The sequence below is a fragment of the Candidatus Poriferisodalis sp. genome, assembly GCF_965214215.1.
GTDB lineage: Bacteria > Actinomycetota > Acidimicrobiia > Acidimicrobiales > Poriferisodalaceae > Poriferisodalis.
The window spans coordinates 384,334-405,513 of sequence record NZ_CBDCBD010000002.1 but is presented as its reverse complement, the minus strand read 5'-3'; the positions used below and the strand labels follow the sequence as shown (position 1 = coordinate 405,513).

Here is a 21,180-nt window from a genome sequence, read left to right as displayed (position 1 = left end):
CGGTCGTCGGGGGCGTTGCGCGCCTCGGCGCTTGTCCAGTCTGCGTCTTGGCGCCGGCTCGTTGACAGTGCTGCTGATCAGCACGATGCTCGTGCTGATCGCTCCCGTGGGGGGGGATGCTGCCGCCACGACGTCCGAACGCCTTTGGGGGCCTGATCGATATGCCACCGCAGCTGAGATTGCCGAGGCCTACGAGAGCGAAGCGGGCCCACTCGACGCAGTGATCGTGGTGGGCGGGCTCGGGTTCGCGGACGGGTTGGCAGCTGTCCCGCTGGCGAGAGTGCTCAACGCGCCGATCCTGTTGACGACACCGAACGAGCTGTCCGACGCGGCGCGCGGCTTCATCGGCAGCCGCAGCGTGTCGGAGGTGGTGATCGTCGGGGGCCCGGTGTCGGTGTCGTCCGATGTGGAGGCCGAGCTGGCAGCCCTCACCGGCGTCGCTGTGCGGCGGCACGCCGGCGCGAACCGTCATGCGACTGTTGCCGCGGCCGCCCGTGCCGTCGGCCGAGAGCGTGTCGGCGACTACTGCGGCGACGGCAGGCGCACGGCGCTGCTGGCGACGTCGTCGAACTTCGCCGACGCCTTGGCGCTCTCTCCGCTGGCCTACTCGGGCCCCCATCCCGTGCTGCTCACCGAACGGGACACGCTCGCTGAACAGACGCGCAGTGCGCTGGTCGAGCTCGATATCGGCCAGGTGATCGTCGCTGGCGGCCCCGCTGCAATCTCCGAGCACGTCACCGACACGCTGCGGCAGGACCTGGGTCTGGCAGTGGTGCGGCTGTGGGGCGATGACCGGTTCGAGACGGCCGTCGCGATTGCCGAGGCGCTCACCGCGAACTGCTTCGACACCGATTACGTCGGCCTCGCCGACGCTTGGAATTTTCCAGATGCGCTCGTGTCGGGGCCTCTGCTGGGCCACCGTGCGGCGCCCCTGGTGCTTACGGCGCCCCGCGGCGACGCGAGCACGCGACGCTTCTTGGCCGGACTCGCACCGCGTCCCGACGCCGTGCGGCTGACCGTTCTGGGCGGCACCTCGGCGGTCTCGAGGGCATCAGTGCAAGCTGCGCTCGACGCACTGGGTTCGGGCACGACGCCGACGCCGACGCCGACCCCGGGATCGGCGTCTTGCCCCATCGACGATGCATCGCACGACGGTGCCAGTGGGGGAAAGAACCTGCAGATTCCGCGATCCGATGCGGTCCCCGGCGGCGCCGTCGCACCAAGCCTGATTGTGGTGGAAGGACGCGGCTTCGGGCATGGCAACGGCCTGAGCCAATGGGGAGCGTTCGGCTACGCCACCGAGTACGGCTGCAGCGGTGAGCAGATCGCACTGCACTACTACGGCAACACCCGCCTCGTCGACACTGACCACCGCGAGATCATCGTTCACCTCGCCCGCAACGCTCGCAAGGACATGGTGGTGACCTCGGCGGCGCCGTTCAGCGTGGCATCGCAGTCGTTCGCGGCCGGTGAGATTGCCCGTGTCAGCATCCGGGACAACGCCTTCGCTGTCCACCGCACCACCGGATGCGAGCCCGAAGGCGATGTGGAGTTGGCCGCAGGCATCGCCGGCAGCGTCGGACGCAACGGTGATCGCTACGTCGAGGTGCTGGCTGCGAACGACGATCCTGCGGTGGACGATCTCGCGCAGATGCTCACGATGATCTACTGCTCGGCGGGGCGCGGCGGCAGCGAGAACATGCGCATCGCCTACCGGGGCGTCCTCGGCATTGTCAAGCAGTCCGGCCGGGCGTACTCGTTTAATCGGCTCCCGCTCGAGCAGTACCTGCGTGGCGTGGTGCCCCAGGAGTCCCGCCCGGAGTGGGGCGCCGCGCAAGGGCCCGCGGGCACGGGCCTGGCGGCGCTCGAAGCCCAAGCCATCGCTGCGCGTACCTACGCGCTCTACTGGTCCGACTACCAAGTCGGGCGTGACCGTTTCACAGACATCTGCGACTGGCCCAATTGCCAGCTCTACAATGGCGCGGCCGACGGTCGCCGCAACGTGCTGCAGGCGAACGACTTCGGGGCGAAGCTGGCGCACTCGAACGAGGCGATCCGCAATACCGCCGGCGAGGCGCTGGTCAACAGTGCCGGTGACTATGCGTTCACCGAGTTCAGCAGCGCCAGCGGCGGCTGGACCGCCGGACCCCCGGCCTCGACGTTTCCTGCGGTCAAAGACCTCGGTGATGCGGTGTACGCGGAACGCGGCAATGGGGGCCACGCGTGGACGCTGTCGCTGCGGCGCGTCGACATTGAGCGGGCCTTCGCGCCGCTGTTTCGATCGGCAGGCAAGGAACTCGGTCAGCTTGTGAGCATCGACGTGGTCGAGCGCAACGGATACGGGGAATGGGGCGGCCGGGTGCGTGCGCTACGGGTAGTGGGCACGAGCGGCGAGCACACCTTCTCATTCGATCGCTGGGCGCGCGATCCGTTCCGCAGGGCATTCCCGGCACTCGTGCTGTCGGACTGGTATCGCTTCCCGCAGTTCGACGGCGGCCAGTCGCCGCGTGAGCCGGCGCCGTCGATTGCCGAGGCGCCGCTGTGGGTGCTCAAGGCCGACGGGACTGTCGGGGCACATGGGCTGGCCCGCCACTACGGCGATGCGTCGGAGCTTGAGCTTGACGCGGACTTTGTCGACATCGCGGCAACCTCGACCGGTAAGGGCTATTGGCTGGTCACCGCGTCGGGATCGGTGCATGCATACGGCGACGCGCGGCACCATGGCGATACAGCGGGGACGGATTTCGCGGGCGACGTCGTCGCTATGGCTCGGCACCGGACGGATGGCGGATACTGGCTGGCGACTTCGGGCGGCGACGTGCTGCACTTCGGCGACGCGCCCCATCACGGCGACGTCACCAACATCAGCGAAGCAGCCGTCATCGTTGACGTCGAGGCGACCCCGTCGGGCGATGGCTATTGGCTGCTCGCCGCAGACGGCAACGTGGCGGCGCTGGGAGGCGCCTCCGATCTGGGCGATGCGGAGATGGTCGCGGTCAGCATGGCCGCCACGCCTGATGGTGAGGGTTACTGGCTCCTGAGTTCGGCCACTGAGGTTGCAGCTTTTGGCTCGGCGTCGCGGCTTGGCTCTCGTGGCAACGAGCCGAACCGCCTGAATTCGGTGTCGATGGTGTCCTCTGGCACCGGCGACGGCTATTGGCTGGTGTGGAGCGACGGCACCAGCTTCAACTACGGAGATGCCCCGGATTACCGCACGAGCCGTGCCGGTCCGGGAGTCGTAGCCGCTGATTCGGTGCAGTAGAGCATCGTGGGAGTTGTGACCCGCCCATGAGCTCGCCGACCTCGCAAGAGGCAACAGCACCCGCTGCGACCGAGCCGGTGGCCCCCGCACCCCAGCCGGCGGTCGCTGCAATCGTCACGGCGGGGTCGAAGTGGTCCGACACCGAATTCACTTTGCGGGCATTGGCCGCTCAGGACTACCCGCGGCTCGCCGTTCTGGTGCTGTGCGACGCAGACGGTGTTCAGCGCGAACGGGTCCGAGAGCTGTATCCCACCGCCGCAATCGCCGATTCGGTGTCGTCTCGGACAGGTCGCGGTCGCCGAGCCCAACGCGGGCGCATGGGCGCTGTCAACAATCGGGGAGCTTCGCTGGTCCGCGGAGCGGACTACCTCCTTTTCCTTTCCGGTCGCGTCGCGCTCGCGCACGACGCCGTCAGTCTGCTCATCGAAGATGCCGAGAACGTCCCGGGACGGATTGTCGGCGTCGCCGGCCCCAAGCTGCTCGACGCCGAGGACGGCTTGACGCTGCGCGATCTCGGTGGCACCGCGGATCGCCTTGGAGTCCGGATTCCGGTTGCCGGCCTCGACGAGCTGGATCAGCAACAGCACAACGAGGCCCGTGACCTGTTTGTGGCGCCCACCGAGGCGATGCTCGTGCGCGAAGACATCTTCCGCATCGTCGGCGGATTCGATCCGGCGCTCGAAGGCGACGGCGCCGTGGTCGATCTGTGCTGGCGCATCCAGCTCTCGGGCGCACGGGTCCGGATCGTGCCGTCTGCTACCGGGACCCTGCGGACCGGTCCGACCGTCCAACGCCATGGGCCCTCGGCACGTCAGCACGAGCACCGGGCCCGGCTGCGTACCATCTCGAAGTGCTACGGGTGGGTGCACCTGCTGCCAGCGGTGGCGCTCGCAGCCGTACTCGCCGCAGGCGAGGTGTTGTTCGGGGCGCTACGTGGCCGGTTCGCTCAGGCCTCCGACGTGGCGCTGGCGTGGCTGTGGAACGCCCGGCACATCGGGGGCACCTTCGCGCTGCGAGGCGCCGCCAAGAGGTACCGGCGGGTGCGAGACGTGGATCTGCGGCGACTGCAACAGGGCGGCTCGGTACGGGTCGCCGACTGGTTCCGCTACCGCCTGAGTCCCGAAGGAGGACTGGCCGCGCGGACCACGATCGATGAGAGCATCCTGGGCACCTGGCGACGCAACGCGCATCGAACGGTGTGGGTGGTCTGGCTGGGAGTGATCGGCCTGATCACGTTCGGTTCTCGTCACCTGCTGACCGGCGGGATTCCCGCATACGGCCAGTTCACGGCATTTGCCGATGTCGGCACGATGGTCGGGGCGTACCTGGATGGCTGGCGCGACAGCGGGGTCGGTGCAGCCGGGATCGGTCATCCGGCGATGGGCTTGCTGGGCCTCGGTGGAACCGTTGTCTTGGGCGCAGTCGGTCTGTTGAGGAACATTGCCATCTGGGGTCTGGTGCTCACGGGCCTGATTGGCATGTGGAGGCTCTGTGACACTCGGTCACCCCGAGACGGACCGAACCGCAATGGCCGATTGGTCGCTCTGGTGCTGTACGCCGCGTGCCCGCTGCCGTACAACGCGTTGGCCAGCGGCCGCTGGGACGTGTTGTTGGCCTACGGAACCGCGCCGGCGATCGTGCTGCTCGCAAGCCGACTGGTCGGCGCTTCGCAAGCGCCGCAACCACGCGACGGAAGCCGGCGTGCCACCGTCGCCAGGGTGGCGTCGCTCGCCTTGCTCCTCGCGGTGGCGGCAGCATTCGAGCCGTTCATGCTGGTGCTGGCGTTGGCTGCGGGGCTGGGGCTCGCAGTCGTCGAGTTGGTGCGACGCGCGGTACGCCGCGAGCGGCTCGGTGCGCCGGTCGCTGGCTTGCTGCAGGTCCTGGTCGCGGTGGCGCTCGCCGCAATTGCGCACCTTCCCTGGCTGATCGAGTTCGATTCGCTGCGGGAATACCTCGATGTGTCGCTCGGCAGCCGCACGCCGTCGACACCGTCATCGCTGTCCGAGCTGCTGCGTTTCCAGACGGGCCCACTCGGCGAATTGCCGCTCAGTTGGGGTCTGATAGCTGCCGCAGCGATACCTCTGCTGGTCGCGCGCGGCGGGCGGTTGTGGTCGTCGGTCCACGGCTGGGCGGTGGCGCTGGTCGGTTTCGCCTTTGGATGGGTCATCGTGGCTGGTTGGGCAGACACCCTGGCGGACGGTGTGAGCCTGCGACACTCGCTTGCCGAGGTATCGCTGGCGTTCGGCGCCGTCGGCCTGTGCTGGACAGCGGCGACGGGTCCCGCAGCTCTCGCCGCCGGCGGCGACGCACCACCCCGGACGCGCAGCGCGATGGTTTTGCTGAGCGGCATTGCTGTGGGCGCCATGGTGCTCCCGACCGCGTGGGCATCGATCGACGGCAACTGGTCGGCACCGAGCTTCGACCACCGAGTGCCGCTGGGACTCGTCGACGACCGCGGTGTCGGACCTGACTACCGGGTCCTGTGGCTCGGCGCTCCGGAGGTCTTGCCGCTGCGTGGTACCGATCTCGGCGTCTCCGGACTCGCTGCTGCGACGTCAGTGCGGGGCTATCCCGATGTCCGGCATGCGTTTGCGACGCCGCAGACGCTCGGCAGCGAACGCTTGGCAGACGCCGTTCGGATCGGGCTGGCGGGTGACACGCTGCGACTGGGACGGCTGCTGGGATCATTCGGCATCAGGTATGTCGTGGTGGTGGAACGCTCGGGGCCCTCCTATACCGACGGCTGGGACCGGCCGGTGCCGCCTGCGGTGTCCGAGGCGCTCGCTTCCCAGATCGATTTGCGCCCGCTGGCAGCAGATCCGTCGGTCCAGGTGTTTCGCAATGAGGCCTGGTGGTCCTCGCGGTCACAGTTCGAAATGCCGATCCCGACGGGCTTCGCCACCGACCCGGTGGACCTCGTGGTCAGCGACTTGACCGACGGCATCGGCGTGTTCACCGATTACCGGTCCGTCACAAGTCAGCTTGGACCGGTGGGCATCGGCCCGGTGCTGGTTGCCGAGACCTACGACCCGGGATGGCACCTCGAGATCTCCGGTGAGCGGACTGAGCCGACCCCGGCTCTCGGCTGGGCGATGCGCTTCGACCCACCCGAGGGCGGCCAGGCCGAATTGCACTTCGAGCGATCGAGCGCCGCGGCCTCCCGGATCATCGCCCAGGTGCTGATCTGGCTAGCGCTGATCTGGGTGGCGATCGGCCAGCCCACCCCGCTCGCAGACCGCTTCTCTGCCCTTGTGCGAAGGACGGCGCAGGGGTCTGGGCGGCGCAGCGGTTCCGGCGGCACCGTGGTCGACTCATGAGGACGGCGCGGCCATGAACATCTTGCGGTGGCTTCCTCGGCTGCTGATCCCGCTGGCAATCGCGGCGGCGCTGGTGATCGACGCGCTCGACGACCGAACGCCGCTGTCAGCCGTCGTCGAAGACCCCGAAGCGCTGACGCAGGTGGTGGTTCCGCCCCCCGATGCGTTGACGTCGAGCTGGTTTTGCGCCGTCGTCGGCATGCGGGCACCCGTGCAGGGCTTTGGAGAGGTCACCTCAGAGCTACTGCTGACGAACATGACCGCCGAGACGGCATCGGTGTCGGTCGAATTCCGTGGTCGCACGACAGGCCGGCAGTTTGTGACCGCAGACGTGGCACCTCACAGCACCGGGGTTGTCACCACTTCGGATTACGTGCGTGACGAGGTCATCGGGGCCTTGGTGGAAGCCACTTCGGGCGGGCTGGCCGTGACGCGGCGACTGGTCTCCCCGCTGGGGGTCGACGAGGCTCGCTGTTCGAGCACGCTGGCGCCGAACTGGTTTGTCCCCGTCGGCGACACCCAGGCCGACGCGTTGGGCGTGTTGGCAATCATGAATCCGCTGCCGCGCGATGCGATCGTCGACGTCACGTTTGCTTCGGAAGCGGAGTTCGGACCGTTCGTGGCGCCCGCGTTGACCGGTGTGGTGGTGCCGGCGTGGAGCACGGTTGTCGTCGATGTCGGCGAGCATGCCCGTCGCCGAGACGTCGTGGCCGCATCAGTCAGTGCCCGTACCGGCCGCATCGCGGTGGATTCGTTCTTGGCCTACGACGGGAGTGTCGGGCGACGCGGCCTGGCTGCGGAGTTGGCCTCTGTGGCCTCTGGCGACCGGTGGCTTGTGCCCGTGGCCGGCATCGATGACCGGACACATCTGTGGTTACGGGTCTTCAATCCCTCTGACGACGTTGCGGAAGTCTCGGCGTCGGTCGCGTCTCACGACTCTCGCAGCGACCGTGTGGCGTTTGCCGTTGCATCACACGATGTCATGGAGCTGCAGGTCGAACCTCCAGGCGAACTTGCACCCGGACTCGCGACACTGCTTGCGCCGACCGGTGCCCCCTTCGGAATCGCTGTCGAATCACAGAACGGCGTTCCCATCGTCGTGTGGGCCGAAACACTGGTCGGCAGCGCTGCCAGCCCGCTGACCGACATCGGTGCCGCATCCGCCAGCGTCTCCGCCGCTGGGAACACCGAAGTTCCCGATTCTGGCGGCGAGTCCACCACGGTGGTTGCGCAAACGGGCGGTACTCAGGGTGCTGACGCGCCGGTGGGCGACGCTGCATCCGACGAAGGCGATGACGAATCGCCAGTCGAGATACTGCCCCCGGTGCACCGAGCACAGTCGGGTCTGGCGTTCGTGCCCGGCATCGTTCGCACCAGCGACCGGTGGCTCGTGGTCATCGCTCCCGAATCGGGAGGCGAGGCACTGCTGACGATCATGACCGATCCACTCGCGGCAGCCGACGCGGATGGCTCGCAGGACGATGATTCATCGGTCTCGACGAACAGCGATCGCCGCGTGGTGGTCGAAACGCTGGGCCGCGAGACCGTCGCCTTCATCGACGTGCCAGCATCGGGCGTGGTCACGCACCGGCTGGCGAGCGGTACGACCCGTCTGCTCGTCTCCGACACGCCGTTCGCAGTGCTGCTGTGGCAGGCACGGAGCGGGACTCAGGGGCTGAGCGTGGCTCACCCGCTGGTGTGGTGAGGGGCTGATGGAGCGCTTCATCATCGCTGCGCTGCTGATCGTCGCTGCGATCGCAGTCGCCTGGCTGATCCAGCGTCGCCGCGGCGCACATGGCGCAGCGGTGCCACGGTCCGAACTGCCTTCGGCCGTTGACCTCGGTGCGGTGGGCATAGCGGTCGGCCCGGCGTTGGTGGCCTTCACCGAAGAGACCTGCCGCACGTGTGCGGCAGTGCTCGCTGTGGTGCGCGGCCCCGCGGGTGCGGGACTGCCTGTCGCCGAGGTGTCCTTCGGCAATGATCGAGAGCTGCATCGTCGCCACGGCATCGACACCGTGCCCACGACGGTGGTGGTCGATGTCACCGGTCAGGTCATCGACGGCTGGGTCGGCAGCGTGGATCTGTCCGCACTGGCCGCGGCACTCGCGCAAGTGGCGCGCGGCCCTGAGCCCTCGCCGGGTTAGTCGGCTACGTGAGGCGGGGGCGCCGTTCGCTCGATGAGCGGGACGTCGGGCGCAGCGTTGTCGTCGGCGACCGGATCGTCTGCGTCCGATTTGGCTGGGGTCTCGAGCTTCCCGTTGCTGGCCCCGTCTGACCCATCGGGCGTCGGCTCGGCTACGAGCGCCCCGATCTGGGAACCCGTGACGGTCTCGTGTTCGAGCAGGGCAGCCGCGATCCGGTCCAGCGCAGGGCGGTGATCGACGAGCGCTCGGCGCGCACGATCCTGCTGCGTACGCAGGATCCGTTCGACTTCTTCGTCGATGACCCGGGCGGTCTCATCGGAGTAGTCACGCCCCGACACGAGGTCCTCGCCGAGGAACACCTGTGCGTGTGATCCCCACGCCATGGGCCCCACACGGTCGCTCATGCCCCATTCCGAGACCATCTTGCGGGCCAGCTCTGTGCCCTGTACCAGGTCGTTCGCGGCGCCGGTCGAGGTCACGCCGAACACTGTCTCCTCGGCCATGCGGCCGCCGAACAGCACGGCCAACCGATCTTCGATGTATTCCTGGCTATAGGCGTGGCGTTCCTCAGGCAGCTGCATGGTGACGCCCAGAGCCTGGCCGGTCGGCAGGATGGTCACCTTGTGAACGGGGTCGGCATGGGGGAACAGCGTGGCGATCAGTGCATGGCCGCCTTCGTGATAGGCGGTGACTTCCCGCTCCCGCTCGGAGAGCGCCACCGACTCGCGTCGCTGGCCCATCAGCACTCTGTCGCGCGCTGCCTCAAAGTCTGCCTGTGCGATCGTTTCGGAGTCGCGCCGCACGGCGTGCAGTGCCGCTTCGTTGACCAGATTGGCCAGGTCGGCACCGCTCATGCCAGGAGTGCCCTTCGCCAGGGCCTCGAACAACACGTCGTCGTCGGTCTTCTTGTCCTTGGAATGCACAGCCATGATCGCCAGCCGCTCTGAGTACTCGGGCAGCGGCACAACGACCTGGCGGTCGAACCGACCGGGGCGCAGCAACGCGGGATCCAAGATGTCTGGCCGGTTGGTCGCAGCCATCATCACGATGCCGCCGCTCTCCTCGAATCCGTCCATCTCGGCCAGCATCTGATTGAGCGTCTGCTCGCGCTCGTCGTGCCCGCCGCCGAGGCCTGCCCCACGTTTGCGGCCAATCGAGTCGATCTCGTCGATGAAGATGATCGCTCGGCCCATCTTGCGGGCGCTCTGGAACAGGTCGCGCACGCGGCTGGCGCCGACGCCCACGAACATTTCCATGAAGTCTGAGCCGGTCACGGACAAGAAGGGCACCCCGGCCTCTCCTGCCACAGCCCGGGCAATGAGCGTCTTGCCGGTGCCGGGAGGACCGACCAGCAGCACGCCCTTGGGGACCTTGGCCCCGATCGCTGTGAAGCGCTCCGGTGTCTTGAGGAAGTCGACGACCTCGGTGATCTCCTGCTTCACGCCGTCGTACCCGGCAATGTCGTCGAACTTCGTCGAGGGGCGCTCGGTGGTGTAGGTCTTGGCCTTGCTCCGGCCGATCGACATGATCCCCGACATCTGTCCCTGAGCACGTCGCTGCATCCACCAAAAGAGCAGGAAGATCAGGCCGAAGGGCAGCAGGAAAGGCAGCAGGCTGACCAGCAGGTTGGGTCGGTCGGTGTGGAACTCGATGGACACCCCGCGCTCGCGCAACAGGGCGAGATCGGTCTCGGGCAGCTCGAGGGGACCTTCGGAAGAGAACGTCGAGCCGTCGATGTACTCGCCGCTGATCTCTCCGGTGCCGTTGGTGATCGTGACGCTGTCGACGCGTCCCTCCGATACCTGCGCGATCAGACCGCTGTAGTCGACGGGATCGCGATCTTCATTTCGCAGCAGTCCTGGCAGGAACATCACCGACAGCAACACCATGGCGAGCAGCCAGATCGACCAGCGGGGCCAGCGTTCGTTTCGCCGGCGGGTCCCCGTTCCTCCCGACGAGTTCGGCTGCGCTGAGTGATCGCTCGAGCCGTCTTCGACTGGCGCGTCGGGAGACTCGCCGACGCGCGGCTTGCGCGCACGGGAATGCCGCTCGCCCGAGGGCACCTCAGATGCCATGTGCTCATGCTATGGCGGCGCTCCATCGACCAGTAGCCGCGCTGTGTCACCGACACGACAGCGGTACCCCCGAACGCCAACAGCAGACCGCAGCCGAGCCCGCGACAGGCTGACATTCACGAACCGTGGCGGCGGGCATGGGCCGCCTGCGGTAGGGCGCGTGTCGTGATCGTTAGCCTGCGCGCGTGCCGACGGTGACCGTGCGCCCCACTCGCGCGGGGCCGGTGCTGCGGGCGTGGCTTGAAGCTGCGGTCGTCGTGGCGAGCTGTGTGGCCGTGGTGGTGTGGCTCGACCCCGGCGGGTTGGTTTCCACAGCCACGCCCACTGGTGGGGACATGGGCGCTCACGTGTGGGGTCCGGCGTTCCTGCGGGACGAGCTACTGCCGTCGGGCTCGCTGCGCGGCTGGTCGCGCGACTGGTATGCGGGCATGCCGACGGGGCATTTCTACATGGTGGTGCCGTACCTGCTGGTGGTCGTCGCCGACGCGGTGCTGCCCTCCTACAACGTGGCGTTCAAGCTGGTGGCGATCAGCGGGGTCGCCACGATGCCCGCAGCGGCGTGGCTGATGGGCCGGCTGGCGGGCTGGCCACGCATGCTGCGCTCGCTGCTGCCTGCAGCGCTGCTGCTGTTCGTCTTGGACGTGAATTTCACGATCTACGGCGGGAATGCAGCATCGACGCTGGCAGGCGAATTCGCGTTCTCGATCGCGCTCTCGGCGACGCTCGTGTATCTCGGCATGTTCTGGCGCTCGCTGGAGCGGGGGACGGGGCGCGCGCGGGCGAGCCTGCTGCTGGCGTTCGTGGCCCTGTGCCATCCCATCCCGCTGGTGTTCGCCGTCACGGCCAGCATCTTGATGGTGGCCGTGCGCGGCCTGCACGCGCTGCCTGACCGCATCGGCCGGCTGCCGGCGATGGGCGCGGCGGTCGTGGCGATCGTGCTGTGGGCGGCCGTCTGGAATGTCACCGAGGCGCCGTCGGCCCGGCTGGCTGTGCCCGTCGCCGTGGTCGCGGCGCTGCTGGCCACGGAATGGCGTCGGTCTGCTCATGCGCTCGTCATCGGCAGCATCGGCGGGGCGCTGTCGGCCTTCTGGACGGTGCCGTTCGTCGTCCGACGGGCATACCTCAACGACATGGGCTGGGAGCGGCTCGCGTCCGTGCGCGAGCACCTGTTCTTCACCGACGAGATCAGCGGCGACGGGACGCACCACAGCATCACCTGGCTGCTCGTGCTGGCAGGTGTCGGCGCCGCAGTCGGCCTTGCGCGCTGGTATCGCCCGGCGATGATGTGGTCGGCCATCGCTGTCACGATGGCCATGGGTTTCATCCACTGGCCGCAGCACCGGCTGTGGAACGCGCGCATCCTGCCCTTCTGGTACTTGGCGGTGTACGTGCTGGCGGCGATGGGCCTGTGGCTCATCATCGACGGGCTGACGCGTGCAGACTCCAACAGGTCTGACGGCAACGGGATCCACCTCGCTGCCGCGGCGCGCTGGGTGCGCGTGCTGGCTCCGATTGTCGCGCTGGGGGCTGGGGCAGGCCTGCTCGCACTGCGATTCGGCGACCTTCCCGGAACCCGGCTGGACGCAAGCGGGGACACTCGTTGGGGCCCGTTCACGGTGTCCGCAGACGACCGCAACTTCGTCCGCGGCTGGGCGCGGTGGAACTTCCGCGGCTATGAGGGACGCCCGTCATATCCCGAGTACTACGAGTTCGTCACTGCGATGAGCGATGTCGGCGCCACGCCCGGCTACGGCTGCGGGCGCCTGCTGTGGGAATACGACCGTGACATCGTGGGCGCCTACGGCACCCCGATGGCCCCGATGCTGCTGCCGAACTGGACGGACGGCTGCATCGCCTCCATGGAGGGCCTCTACTTCGAATCGTCACCCACGGTGCCGTTCCATTTCCTGATGCAGTCGGAGCTGTCCGCAGCGCCGTCACGTCCGATGCGTGGCCTCCCGTACAACGCTTTGAATTTCGATCTGGGCGTGCCTCACCTGCAGATGTCTGGCGTGCGTTACTACGCAGCCTTCAGCCCCGAGGCCACTGCGGCGGCGGACGAATCGGCAGACTTGCAGCTCATTGCCTCGGCGGCGCCATGGTCGATCTACCTCGTTGCAGACAGCGATGTGGTGTCGGCGCTGCGGTTCGAGCCGGCAGTCGCACCCGATGTGCCACAGGCCGGACGGGCATGGACCGATCCAGCCGCGATTTGGTGGAACGACCCCACGGCATGGGATGTGCCGATTGCGGCAGAGGGGCCGCAGCACTGGTCACGGGTGTCGCTGCTGTCGGCCCCGAATCCTCACGCAGCGCCTCCCGCTTCACTGACTCGATTCAGCGCAGCACCACGGCGTGCACTGCCACCGGTGCAGATCGGCGATTTCGAGTCGGGACAGGACTGGCTGTCGTTCTCGGTGGACCGGACCGAGGTGCCGGTGCTGGTGAAGGTCTCATACTTCCCGAACTGGTCGGTGAGCGGCGCCGACGGGCCCTACCGGGTGACTCCCAACTGGATGGTGGTGCTTCCCACCGACGAACACGTCAAGCTCACCTATGGCGCCACGGCGGTCGAGTACCTCGCCTGGCTGGCAACGCTGCTCGGAGCAGTCGCTCTCGCGCTGGTCGCCGTGCGGCCGCCGGCCCGTTTCGGTCGCTCGCCCGCGGCGCGCGGCTTCGATCCCGAGCGACCGGCAGCGGAGTTGGGCCCCGCGCCGCCCGAGGTGTCGGTCGTTGTGCCGGCCTACCAAGCTGCGCATCTCGTCGGTACCGCCGTGTCGGAGATCAGCGCCGCTCTACGTCGAAATGAGGCTCTGAACGGCCGAATGGAGATTGTCGTCGTCGACGATGGTTCGACCGACGGCACAGCTGAGGCGGCTCGGCGAGCCGGGGCCGACGTCGTGGTGTCGTCGGAAGCGAATCGCGGCAAGGGCGCGGCGGTGCGAACGGGAATGCTCGCAGCGAGCGGTCGTTTGCGACTGTTCACCGACGTGGACCTGGCCTATCCGCCCGGCCAGCTCACCGAGCTCGTCGATGCACTCGACCGCGGGGCCGATGTGGCGCTCGGGAACCGGCGCCATGCGCAAGCGCGCACCATCAGCCCGGCGGCGCCCGCTCGCGCGATCGCGAGCCGGATGTTCAACGCATTCACCCGCCTCGTGCTGCTCCGCCGCTACCGCGACACGCAGTGTGGCTTCAAGGGCTTCACCGCTGAGGCTGCCCAGGAAATCTTCAGCCGTGCCGTCATCGACGGCTTCACCTTCGACGTGGAGGTCCTGTACCTCGTCGAGCACCTCGACCTGACATCGGTCGAGGTGCCCGTCGCCGTCGACCATTCAGCGGACACCACTGTCCGGCTGGTCGCCCAGTCGCTCAAGGTCGTGACCGATATCTGGCGTATCCGTCACCGCGCCGCAGCAGGCGCCTACGACACGCCCCGAGCACCGGCCGTCGACACAACTCCCGATTTGACCTCTTAGGCCTGGGCGTCTTGGACCTCAGCCGCCGGACTGCTGGGCAGGCTCTTTGGGTGCGGCCTTCGCTCGTTGCTCGCGACCACGGCCATGAGCGGAGCGGGCCGTGATGAGCCCGGTGTCCGTTCCTTTGGAGCTGCGCGGTGCCGAGAGCGAGATCGCGGAACCGTCACGCCGCTGGGGCGCTGCTGAGAGAACAGGCCGGCTTCATCTAACAGCACCCGGTCCTCGTACTCGTCGAACCACAGTGCTTCGGGGTTCCGGCCGACGATGGTGACTTTGCCTCGGTCTGGGGCACTGGCCGGATTGCGCAGGACCTTGAAGATCACCACGCCGTCCTCGGCACCCCGCAGACCGGCAATCGGCCCGTCGGTCACCGCCGAGACCTCCGTCTTGCCCTTGTAGTGCACGATGGTCAAACGGGCGTGCGACTCCACGCCCGACAGCCCGCGCTGCGAGTCGTTGAGAAGCTGCCATGCGGTCTCAATGGGCACGTTGAACGCCTTGTAGGCGACGATGTTCCTTCCGCAGAAGAAGTAGTGGTTCTCGACGCCGACGCTCTTGAGCGTGCGCTGGAGGATCCGCAATGCGTCGGCGTCGTCGTTGACGCCTGCGATGATCGGAGTCTGGTTCTCGACGCTGATCCAGCCGCGTTCAACCAGCGAGTCGACCGCTCGCCGGGTGTTCTGACGCCACTGAAGGAACCCCTTGACATCGGCAATGTACTGACCGTCGGGATCCTTCAGCAGGAATTCGTCTGGATGGTTGAAGTGGATCATGAACCGCAGCGAAACATCCGGATAGATCTCGTGAAAGCGATCGATCATCGCAAAGAAGGCTTCGTCGAAGCGGTCCGGGTAGAAGGCCAACTCCTTGGTGCCCACGCGGATGGCTTCGGCGCCCGCCTCTGCCAAGGCCGTGAACCATGCTGCCAGCTTGGAGTTCGGCAGCACCATCGGGTCGCCGCCTGACAAGAGAACCTCACGCAGCTTCGGCCTGCCGGTCTCGGGATGAGATCCCCCATTTGCCGCAACGGCGTCATTGTGCGACCGGATGTACTCAGTGATCTCGCCAACTTGTGCGAGGCCTTTCTTCTTGACTGTGCCGTCGGAGCGCTCAATCTCCTTGCGCCCGATCAGTTCCTCGCGATAACAGAATCTGCAATGAGCTGAGCAAGTGGAAATAACGTAGAGCAGCGCCATTTCATACTTGTGCAGCAGTCCCTCGATTGGGCTGTAGTCAAGTTGGTTCGCTGGGTCCGGATCGCCTTCGAGATCTGTCGTTTCGTCTGGTGAAGCCTTTACCAGCTTTTGTATTGCTGAGCTTGACGTAGCCATTTCAAAGTAGTGGCGGGTCAGCTTGACGGGCATCCTTGCTTCAACATCGCGTTCAGTGCCGCGTAATTTGCCTAAGTTGTTGAGCTCTTCCTTGCTATAGAAATTGCGGAATTCCTCAGGCGCGGAGCCACTCATGAAGGGTTCGAGACCATTAACTATCTGACGGTCGTACCTGGGGTTCTCGACCTCGTCAAGTACCAATTGTTCTCGTTCTGTTGGCTGATATTTCCTCTTGATCATCGCCTCGCTCGCTCGCTTCAGGCAGGTTCGCATCCCACTCTCTGAAGCCACCCTAGGGAAACGTAGGTGCAAATTGCAAGGGCGTTGCCCGCAGCAGCCGCGCACTGCTGCGCGGAACTACCCTCTTCGCGCCGCCAAGTTGCGCGCGAAACGTGAGCTTCGATAGCCGCAGAATCTGGCGAAAGCACGGGTCTCGCGACGGCCGCAGACAGCGTTGCGAGACGCACGGCTTAGGCTTCCGCAGCACTATGGCGGACAGTATCGATCCTGTGCCCGAGGACGTATTGCGTGGGATCTTCAAGGCATATGACATACGTGGCATTTGTCCCGACGAGCTGAGTCCGTCGGCTGCGCGTGGCATCGGACACGCCTTCGCTGAATGGTCCGCAGCCAAGCAGATCGTGATGGGGCGAGACATGCGCCCAAGCGGCGTTTTCCTGGCCGACGCGTTCGCTGAGGGAGTCTTGGCGGCCGGGGTCGATGTCATCGACATCGGACTGGCCTCGACAGACCTGCTCTACTTCGCGTCCGGCCACCTGGACATGCCCGGTGCGATGCTCACCGCTTCGCACAATCCGGCGGCCTACAACGGCATCAAGCTGTGCGGACCCCGAGCCGCGCCAGTGGGTGCCGACAGCGGGCTCGCCGAGATAGCGGTGCGCTCGACGCGGGGTGCCCGTTCGCCCGTCGGCGGGGGCCGACGCGGCAGGGGTGACCTGCTCGACACTTTTGCAGCACACGTCCGTTCGTTCGTCGACGTCGCATCGCTTGCGCCCTTGCGGGTGGTGGCCGATACGGCCAATGGCATGGGGGGCTATGTGCTGCCGGCGGTGTTCGAGCCGCTGCCGTTGGATTGGGAACTGATGTACGGCGAACTCGACGGCACGTTTCCCAATCATCCCGCCGATCCGATCCAGCCTGAGAATCTTTCCGATCTCAGCGAGCGCGTGCTGAGCACCGGCGCCGACGTCGGGCTTGCGTTCGACGGCGATGCCGACAGGGTCTTTCTCGTGGACGAACGCGGCCGTGCTGTCAGCGGATCGCTCCTCACGGCGCTGGTGGCCCAGGCGATGCTGCGTCGCAGCGGGCCGGGGCCGATCCTTCACAACCTGATCTGCTCTCGCGCCGTGCCTGAGGCGATCACCGAGGCGGGCGGTCAGCCGTTGCGCACTCGCGTCGGGCACAGCTACATCAAGTCCGAGATGGCTCGCACGGGGGCGGCTTTCGGGGGCGAGCACAGCGGCCACTACTACTTCGCCGACAACTTCGGCGCCGACTCCGGCCTGATCGCTGCGCTGATTGCGCTCGAGCAGTTGAGCACGGTCTCGGTGCCGCTGTCGGAACTGCTGGCCCCTCTCGACCGGTACGCATCCTCGGGCGAGATCAACACCCCTGTCGCCGATATCGACGAGGTGGTGGGTCGGGTATCGGAGCACTTCTCCGGTCTCGCGCAGGATCGTCTCGACGGTCTGACGGTTGACGGCGGCGACTGGTGGTTCAACCTGCGGCCTTCCAACACAGAGCCGCTGTTGCGGTTGAATCTCGAGGCGCCCGACACTGCGGCGGTGAACGAGCGGGTGAGTGAGATCAGGCCACTGCTGGCATGATCGCCGCATGGATTCGCAACCGACGCCACGCGGCTGGCGCTCCGAGCACCTCGCGGACCCGCATGGGACTTGACCCCGCGCTGGCGCAATTCCTGGCCTGCCCGCAGGACAAGGGACCGCTCTATTTCGTGGCGGACCAAGATCTGCTCTACAACCCTCGCCTCGCGCGTGCTTACGCCATCAACGACGGGATTCCGGTGTTGCTGATCGACGAGGCTTCCGCCGTCGATCCTGCCGCTGCCGCAGCGCTGGATGCGCGCATCGCCAGCGATGAGCTCAGTCCGACGTTCGACCAATGACCGACACCTCGCAGTGGCCGACTGCCGGCACCGGAAGGTGCCTGTGATGACTCCGACGACGGGTTCAGCGGTATCTGGCATCGACACGATGGGGATGGCGGCTGCGGTGGCCGGACTGCCGGCTCAGATGCAAGACGCCTTGGCCGCGGCGCAAGGCGTGAGCGGTCTAGCTCGCAGCGGCCCGAGCGACGATGCGTCGATTTCGAACGTGATCGTCATGGGCATGGGCGGATCGGGCGTGGCCGGAGACATCATCTCGGCGCTGGCGGCGCCCCAGATGCGCGTCCCGGTAGCTGTCGCCAAGGGTTACGAGTGCCCTGCGTTCGTCGGCCCGCAGACGCTTGCCATCGCGGTCTCGTTCAGCGGCAACACCGAAGAGACGCTTGAGGCGGCCACGACTGCTCACAACGCCGGTGCCTCGATGATCGCCGTCACTGCCGGCGGTCGGCTGTCTGAACTGGCCGCGCAATGGGGGGCTCCGCTGTACGAGGTGGACGCCAGCATTCCGATGCCCCGGGCCGCGGTGGGCGCCATCTCGGTTGCGCCGCTTGTGGCGCTCGAGCGCGCTGGTCTGCTGACGGGCGTCGCCGATTGGGTGCGCGCCACGGCGAGTCAGCTGCAGGTGCGCCGGGACAGCGCCGGAAGCGATGCTGGCCCTCCCCAAGGCATCGTGCGAGCGATCGGCGAGGGCGAGATGCTGCCGGTTTTCTACGGCGGAGGGGCGCTGGGGGCCGTTGCTGCGGGTCGAGCCAAGGCCCAGATCAACGAGAACGTCAAGATCCCTTCCTACGCCAGCGCGATGCCCGAGCTCTGCCACAACGAGCTCGCAGGATGGGATCTGGCAGGCCCGCCGGAAGACGGCTCGCCGCTGGCGGTGATCGCGCTGCGGCACGGCTTCGAGCACCCCCAGACCCGGCGACGTTACGACTTTGCCCGACGCGTCCTGGAAGGCGCCCGCACAGCGGTGCCGTACTGCGAGTTGTACGCGAACGGCGACGGCGAGATGGCGCAGCTGTTCGACCTTATTTTCCAGGTTGACGTCCTTAGCCTTCGCATTGCCGCAGCAGCCCAGCGCGACCCTGGGCCCATCGGCGTGCTCACCGAACTGAAGGATTACCTTGCCCGACATTGACTTCGAGGTTGCTGATCTCAGCCTCGCGGCAGCAGGCCGCCTGCAGATCGAATTGGCAGAGACCGAGATGCCCGGCCTCATGGCCCTGCGTGCGCAGCACTGCGATTCTCAGCCGCTGCGCGGCGCACGCATCACCGGCTCACTGCACATGACCGTCCAGACCGCTGTGCTCATCGAGACCCTGGTTGACCTCGGTGCGCAAGTGCGCTGGGCGTCCTGCAACATCTTCTCCACCCAGGACGAGGCCGCCGCAGCAGTCGTCGTCGGGCGGGACGGCGGCACGCCCGACGAGCCGCGAGGCGTGCCGGTCTTCGCCTGGAAGGGCGAGACGCTGGCTGAGTACTGGCACTGCAACTACCGCGCGCTGCATTGGCCGGACGGACCCGGGCCCACGCTGATCGTCGACGACGGCGGCGATGCGACATTGATGGTTCAGCTCGGTGCCCGCTACGAGAGCGACGGCGACGTTCCCGAGCTCCCATCCGAAGGCCCCGACGCAGCGTCGCCCGACGAGGTGGTGTTGCACGGCTTGCTCGCTGATCTTCGACAGACCCACTCAGGCCTGTGGACCGAAATCGCTGCCGGCGTCCGCGGGGTCTCCGAGGAGACAACGACGGGGGTGAACCGGCTCTACGAGATGGCAGCGCGCGGGGAGCTGACCTTCCCCGCCTACAGCGTCAACGACTCGGTGACCAAGTCCAAATTCGACAACCTCTACGGCTGCCGACACTCGCTGCTCGACGGCATCAACCGGGCGACCGACGTGATGCTGGGCGGCAAGGTGGCCTTCGTGGCGGGCTACGGCGATGTCGGCAAGGGGTGCGCGCAGGCGCTGCGAGGCCAAGGCTGCCGGGTCATCGTCTCCGAGATCGATCCGATCAATGCCCTGCAGGCCGCCATGGAAGGCTTCGAAGTCGATCGGCTCGAGAATGTGCTGGGCATTGCTGACATCTACGTCACTGCCACGGGCAACCGCGACATCATTTCCGCTGAGCACATGTCGCGAATGAAGCACCAAGCCGTTGTCGCCAACATCGGCCACTTCGACAACGAGATCGACATGGCTGGACTGGCTGCGATGTCCGATGTCCAGCGACGGTCGATCAAGCCGCAGGTCGACGAGTTCGTGTTCCCGGGCGGGAACTCGGTGATCGTGCTGGCCGAAGGCCGATTGGTGAATCTTGGCTGTGCTACTGGGCATCCGAGCTTCGTGATGTCGATGAGCTTCACCAATCAGGTGCTTGCTCAGCTCGAATTGCATGCACGCGCGGAAGAGCTTTCCGCCGATGTTCATGTGCTTCCGAAGCGCCTGGACGAGGAAGTGGCCCGCTTGCACCTCGACAAGCTTGGGGCCAAGCTCACCCGGCTGACGTCCGGACAGGCCTCGTACCTCGGTCTGGATGTCGACGGTCCGTACAAAGCAGACCGTTACCGCTACTGAGTGCCGTTACAGCCGATTGAGCGTCGTCGTGCCCGCGGCGAGGGCGGCAGTGACCTCTGCCCCCGCGATCCGGCAGGTCGCAACGTCGCAGAGTCCCCTGCCGCCCTCACCGCTCGGTGATCTGTTCGTTCGCCTTGTCGCCTCTTAATTCTCTTGGTGGGCGATGTCCGCAGCCGTATGGTCCAGCGGGTGCTGTTTGAGGTTCGGTGCGCTGGCTGTGGGGCGTTGGGATGGTGTCCTTGTGCGAGGTGCATCGCAGCGCTCGCCGATCCTGAGCCGGCGTGGATTGCGGGTGCGCAATCGGTCGCGCTGCTGTTCTCCCACGACGATGTCGGGCGCGAATTCGTTCATGCGCTCAAGTACCGGGGCGAACGGGCCATTGCCCGCTGGCTGGGCGACTCGCTGGCGTTGGCACATCTCGCCGCGCGTGACGGCCCCGCATCGATTGACCCCGCGGCGATTGACACAGTCACCTGGGCGCCGACGACTGCGGCACATCGCCGCGCGCGCGGCTTCGACCAAGCCGAGACACTGGCCCGCAGCACGGCTCGGGCGTTGGGAGTGCGTCCGGCGAAGCTGCTCCGGCGCGTCGGCTCGGCAGCGCAGTCAGGCGCCAGCCGCGATGTGCGATTGGCAGGTCCTCGCTTTGAAGGCCGCTCGCGCGCTGGCGGATGCCGGGTCCTGCTCGTGGACGACGTGGTTACCACGGGTGCCACGCTGCGAGCGGCGACGGCTGCGCTGGTGGGTGCGGGGGCACAGACCGTCCATGTGGCAGCGTGTGCTCGACGGGGTCGTGACCGCGTCCCCGCTGATGCCTAACATGGCACTCCCTTCAGTTCGAGCGGGGCGACAA

Annotated in this window: 12 protein-coding genes; 10 read left to right on the top strand and 2 right to left on the bottom strand. The window is 66.9% G+C overall.

What is annotated here, in order from left to right; genetic code table 11:
- Nucleotides 1-31: 31 nt before the first annotated feature.
- Genes ACOOF5_RS02070 through ACOOF5_RS02055 form a run of 4 tightly spaced genes read left to right on the top strand, consistent with a single transcriptional unit; the run spans nt 32 to nt 8,723 of the window.
- Nucleotides 32-3,262, top strand: coding sequence for a cell wall-binding repeat-containing protein (locus ACOOF5_RS02070; protein WP_420436092.1), 3,231 nt, complete (start codon nt 32-34; stop codon nt 3,260-3,262).
- 26 nt (nt 3,263-3,288) lie between these two features.
- Nucleotides 3,289-6,579: a hypothetical protein gene (locus tag ACOOF5_RS02065; protein ID WP_420436090.1), complete on the top strand. Its 3,291-nt coding sequence runs from the start codon at nt 3,289-3,291 to the stop codon at nt 6,577-6,579.
- Between the two features lie 13 nt (nt 6,580-6,592).
- Nucleotides 6,593-8,284: a hypothetical protein gene (locus tag ACOOF5_RS02060; protein WP_420436088.1), complete on the top strand. Its 1,692-nt coding sequence runs from the start codon at nt 6,593-6,595 to the stop codon at nt 8,282-8,284.
- 7 nt (nt 8,285-8,291) lie between these two features.
- Complete coding sequence (locus ACOOF5_RS02055; RefSeq protein ID WP_420436086.1) at nt 8,292-8,723, top strand: hypothetical protein; 432 nt, start codon at nt 8,292-8,294, stop codon at nt 8,721-8,723.
- On the opposite strand, the gene ftsH is transcribed toward ACOOF5_RS02055, so the two are convergent.
- The gene (gene ftsH, locus ACOOF5_RS02050) at nt 8,720-10,798 is read right to left on the bottom strand and encodes an ATP-dependent zinc metalloprotease FtsH (protein WP_420436084.1); all 2,079 of its coding nucleotides are present in this window, start codon (nt 10,796-10,798) and stop codon (nt 8,720-8,722) included. The two genes, ACOOF5_RS02055 and ftsH, sit on opposite strands and share 4 nt — an antisense overlap.
- A 185-nt stretch (nt 10,799-10,983) precedes the next feature.
- Between ftsH and ACOOF5_RS02045 the strand changes: the two genes are divergently transcribed.
- The gene (locus ACOOF5_RS02045) at nt 10,984-14,277 is read left to right on the top strand and encodes a glycosyltransferase (RefSeq protein ID WP_420436082.1); all 3,294 of its coding nucleotides are present in this window, start codon (nt 10,984-10,986) and stop codon (nt 14,275-14,277) included.
- On the opposite strand, the gene ACOOF5_RS02040 is transcribed toward ACOOF5_RS02045, so the two are convergent.
- On the bottom strand, nt 14,274-15,899 hold the full coding sequence (locus ACOOF5_RS02040; RefSeq protein ID WP_420436080.1) for a KamA family radical SAM protein: 1,626 nt from the start codon (nt 15,897-15,899) through the stop codon (nt 14,274-14,276). The genes ACOOF5_RS02045 and ACOOF5_RS02040 overlap by 4 nt on opposite strands.
- 218 nt (nt 15,900-16,117) lie before the next feature.
- Between ACOOF5_RS02040 and manB the strand changes: the two genes are divergently transcribed.
- The 5 genes from manB to ACOOF5_RS02015 all read left to right on the top strand — a co-directional run bounded on the left by manB (nt 16,118) and on the right by ACOOF5_RS02015 (nt 21,146).
- Entirely contained in the window at nt 16,118-17,455 is a 1,338-nt protein-coding gene (gene manB, locus ACOOF5_RS02035) for a phosphomannomutase/phosphoglucomutase (RefSeq protein ID WP_420436078.1), read from the top strand.
- 62 nt (nt 17,456-17,517) lie between these two features.
- On the top strand, nt 17,518-17,754 hold the full coding sequence (locus ACOOF5_RS02030) for a Trm112 family protein (protein ID WP_420436076.1): 237 nt from the start codon (nt 17,518-17,520) through the stop codon (nt 17,752-17,754).
- A gap of 46 nt (nt 17,755-17,800) precedes the next feature.
- Nucleotides 17,801-18,886 carry an SIS domain-containing protein gene (locus ACOOF5_RS02025; protein WP_420436074.1) on the top strand — a complete coding sequence of 362 codons (1,086 nt, stop codon included), beginning with the start codon at nt 17,801-17,803 and terminating at the stop codon, nt 18,884-18,886.
- Complete coding sequence (gene ahcY / locus ACOOF5_RS02020; protein WP_420436323.1) at nt 18,882-20,327, top strand: adenosylhomocysteinase; 1,446 nt, start codon at nt 18,882-18,884, stop codon at nt 20,325-20,327. Before ACOOF5_RS02025 ends, ahcY begins: the two co-directional genes overlap by 5 nt.
- Before the next feature lie 189 nt (nt 20,328-20,516).
- Nucleotides 20,517-21,146 carry a ComF family protein gene (locus tag ACOOF5_RS02015; RefSeq protein ID WP_420436072.1) on the top strand — a complete coding sequence of 210 codons (630 nt, stop codon included), beginning with the start codon at nt 20,517-20,519 and terminating at the stop codon, nt 21,144-21,146.
- The last annotated feature ends 34 nt before the right edge of the window (nt 21,147-21,180 follow it).

Excerpts from the sequence above, each read along its gene's own strand:
- ACOOF5_RS02065 (WP_420436090.1), top strand. The coding sequence starts at position 3,289 with ATGAGCTCGCCGACCTCGCAAGAGGCAACAGCACCCGCTGCGACCGAG.
- ACOOF5_RS02060 (WP_420436088.1), top strand. The coding sequence starts at position 6,593 with ATGAACATCTTGCGGTGGCTTCCTCGGCTGCTGATCCCGCTGGCAATC.
- ACOOF5_RS02055 (WP_420436086.1), top strand. The coding sequence starts at position 8,292 with ATGGAGCGCTTCATCATCGCTGCGCTGCTGATCGTCGCTGCGATCGCA.
- ftsH (WP_420436084.1), bottom strand. The coding sequence starts at position 10,798 with ATGGCATCTGAGGTGCCCTCGGGCGAGCGGCATTCCCGTGCGCGCAAG.
- ACOOF5_RS02030 (WP_420436076.1), top strand. The coding sequence starts at position 17,518 with ATGGGACTTGACCCCGCGCTGGCGCAATTCCTGGCCTGCCCGCAGGAC.
- ACOOF5_RS02025 (WP_420436074.1), top strand. The coding sequence starts at position 17,801 with ATGACTCCGACGACGGGTTCAGCGGTATCTGGCATCGACACGATGGGG.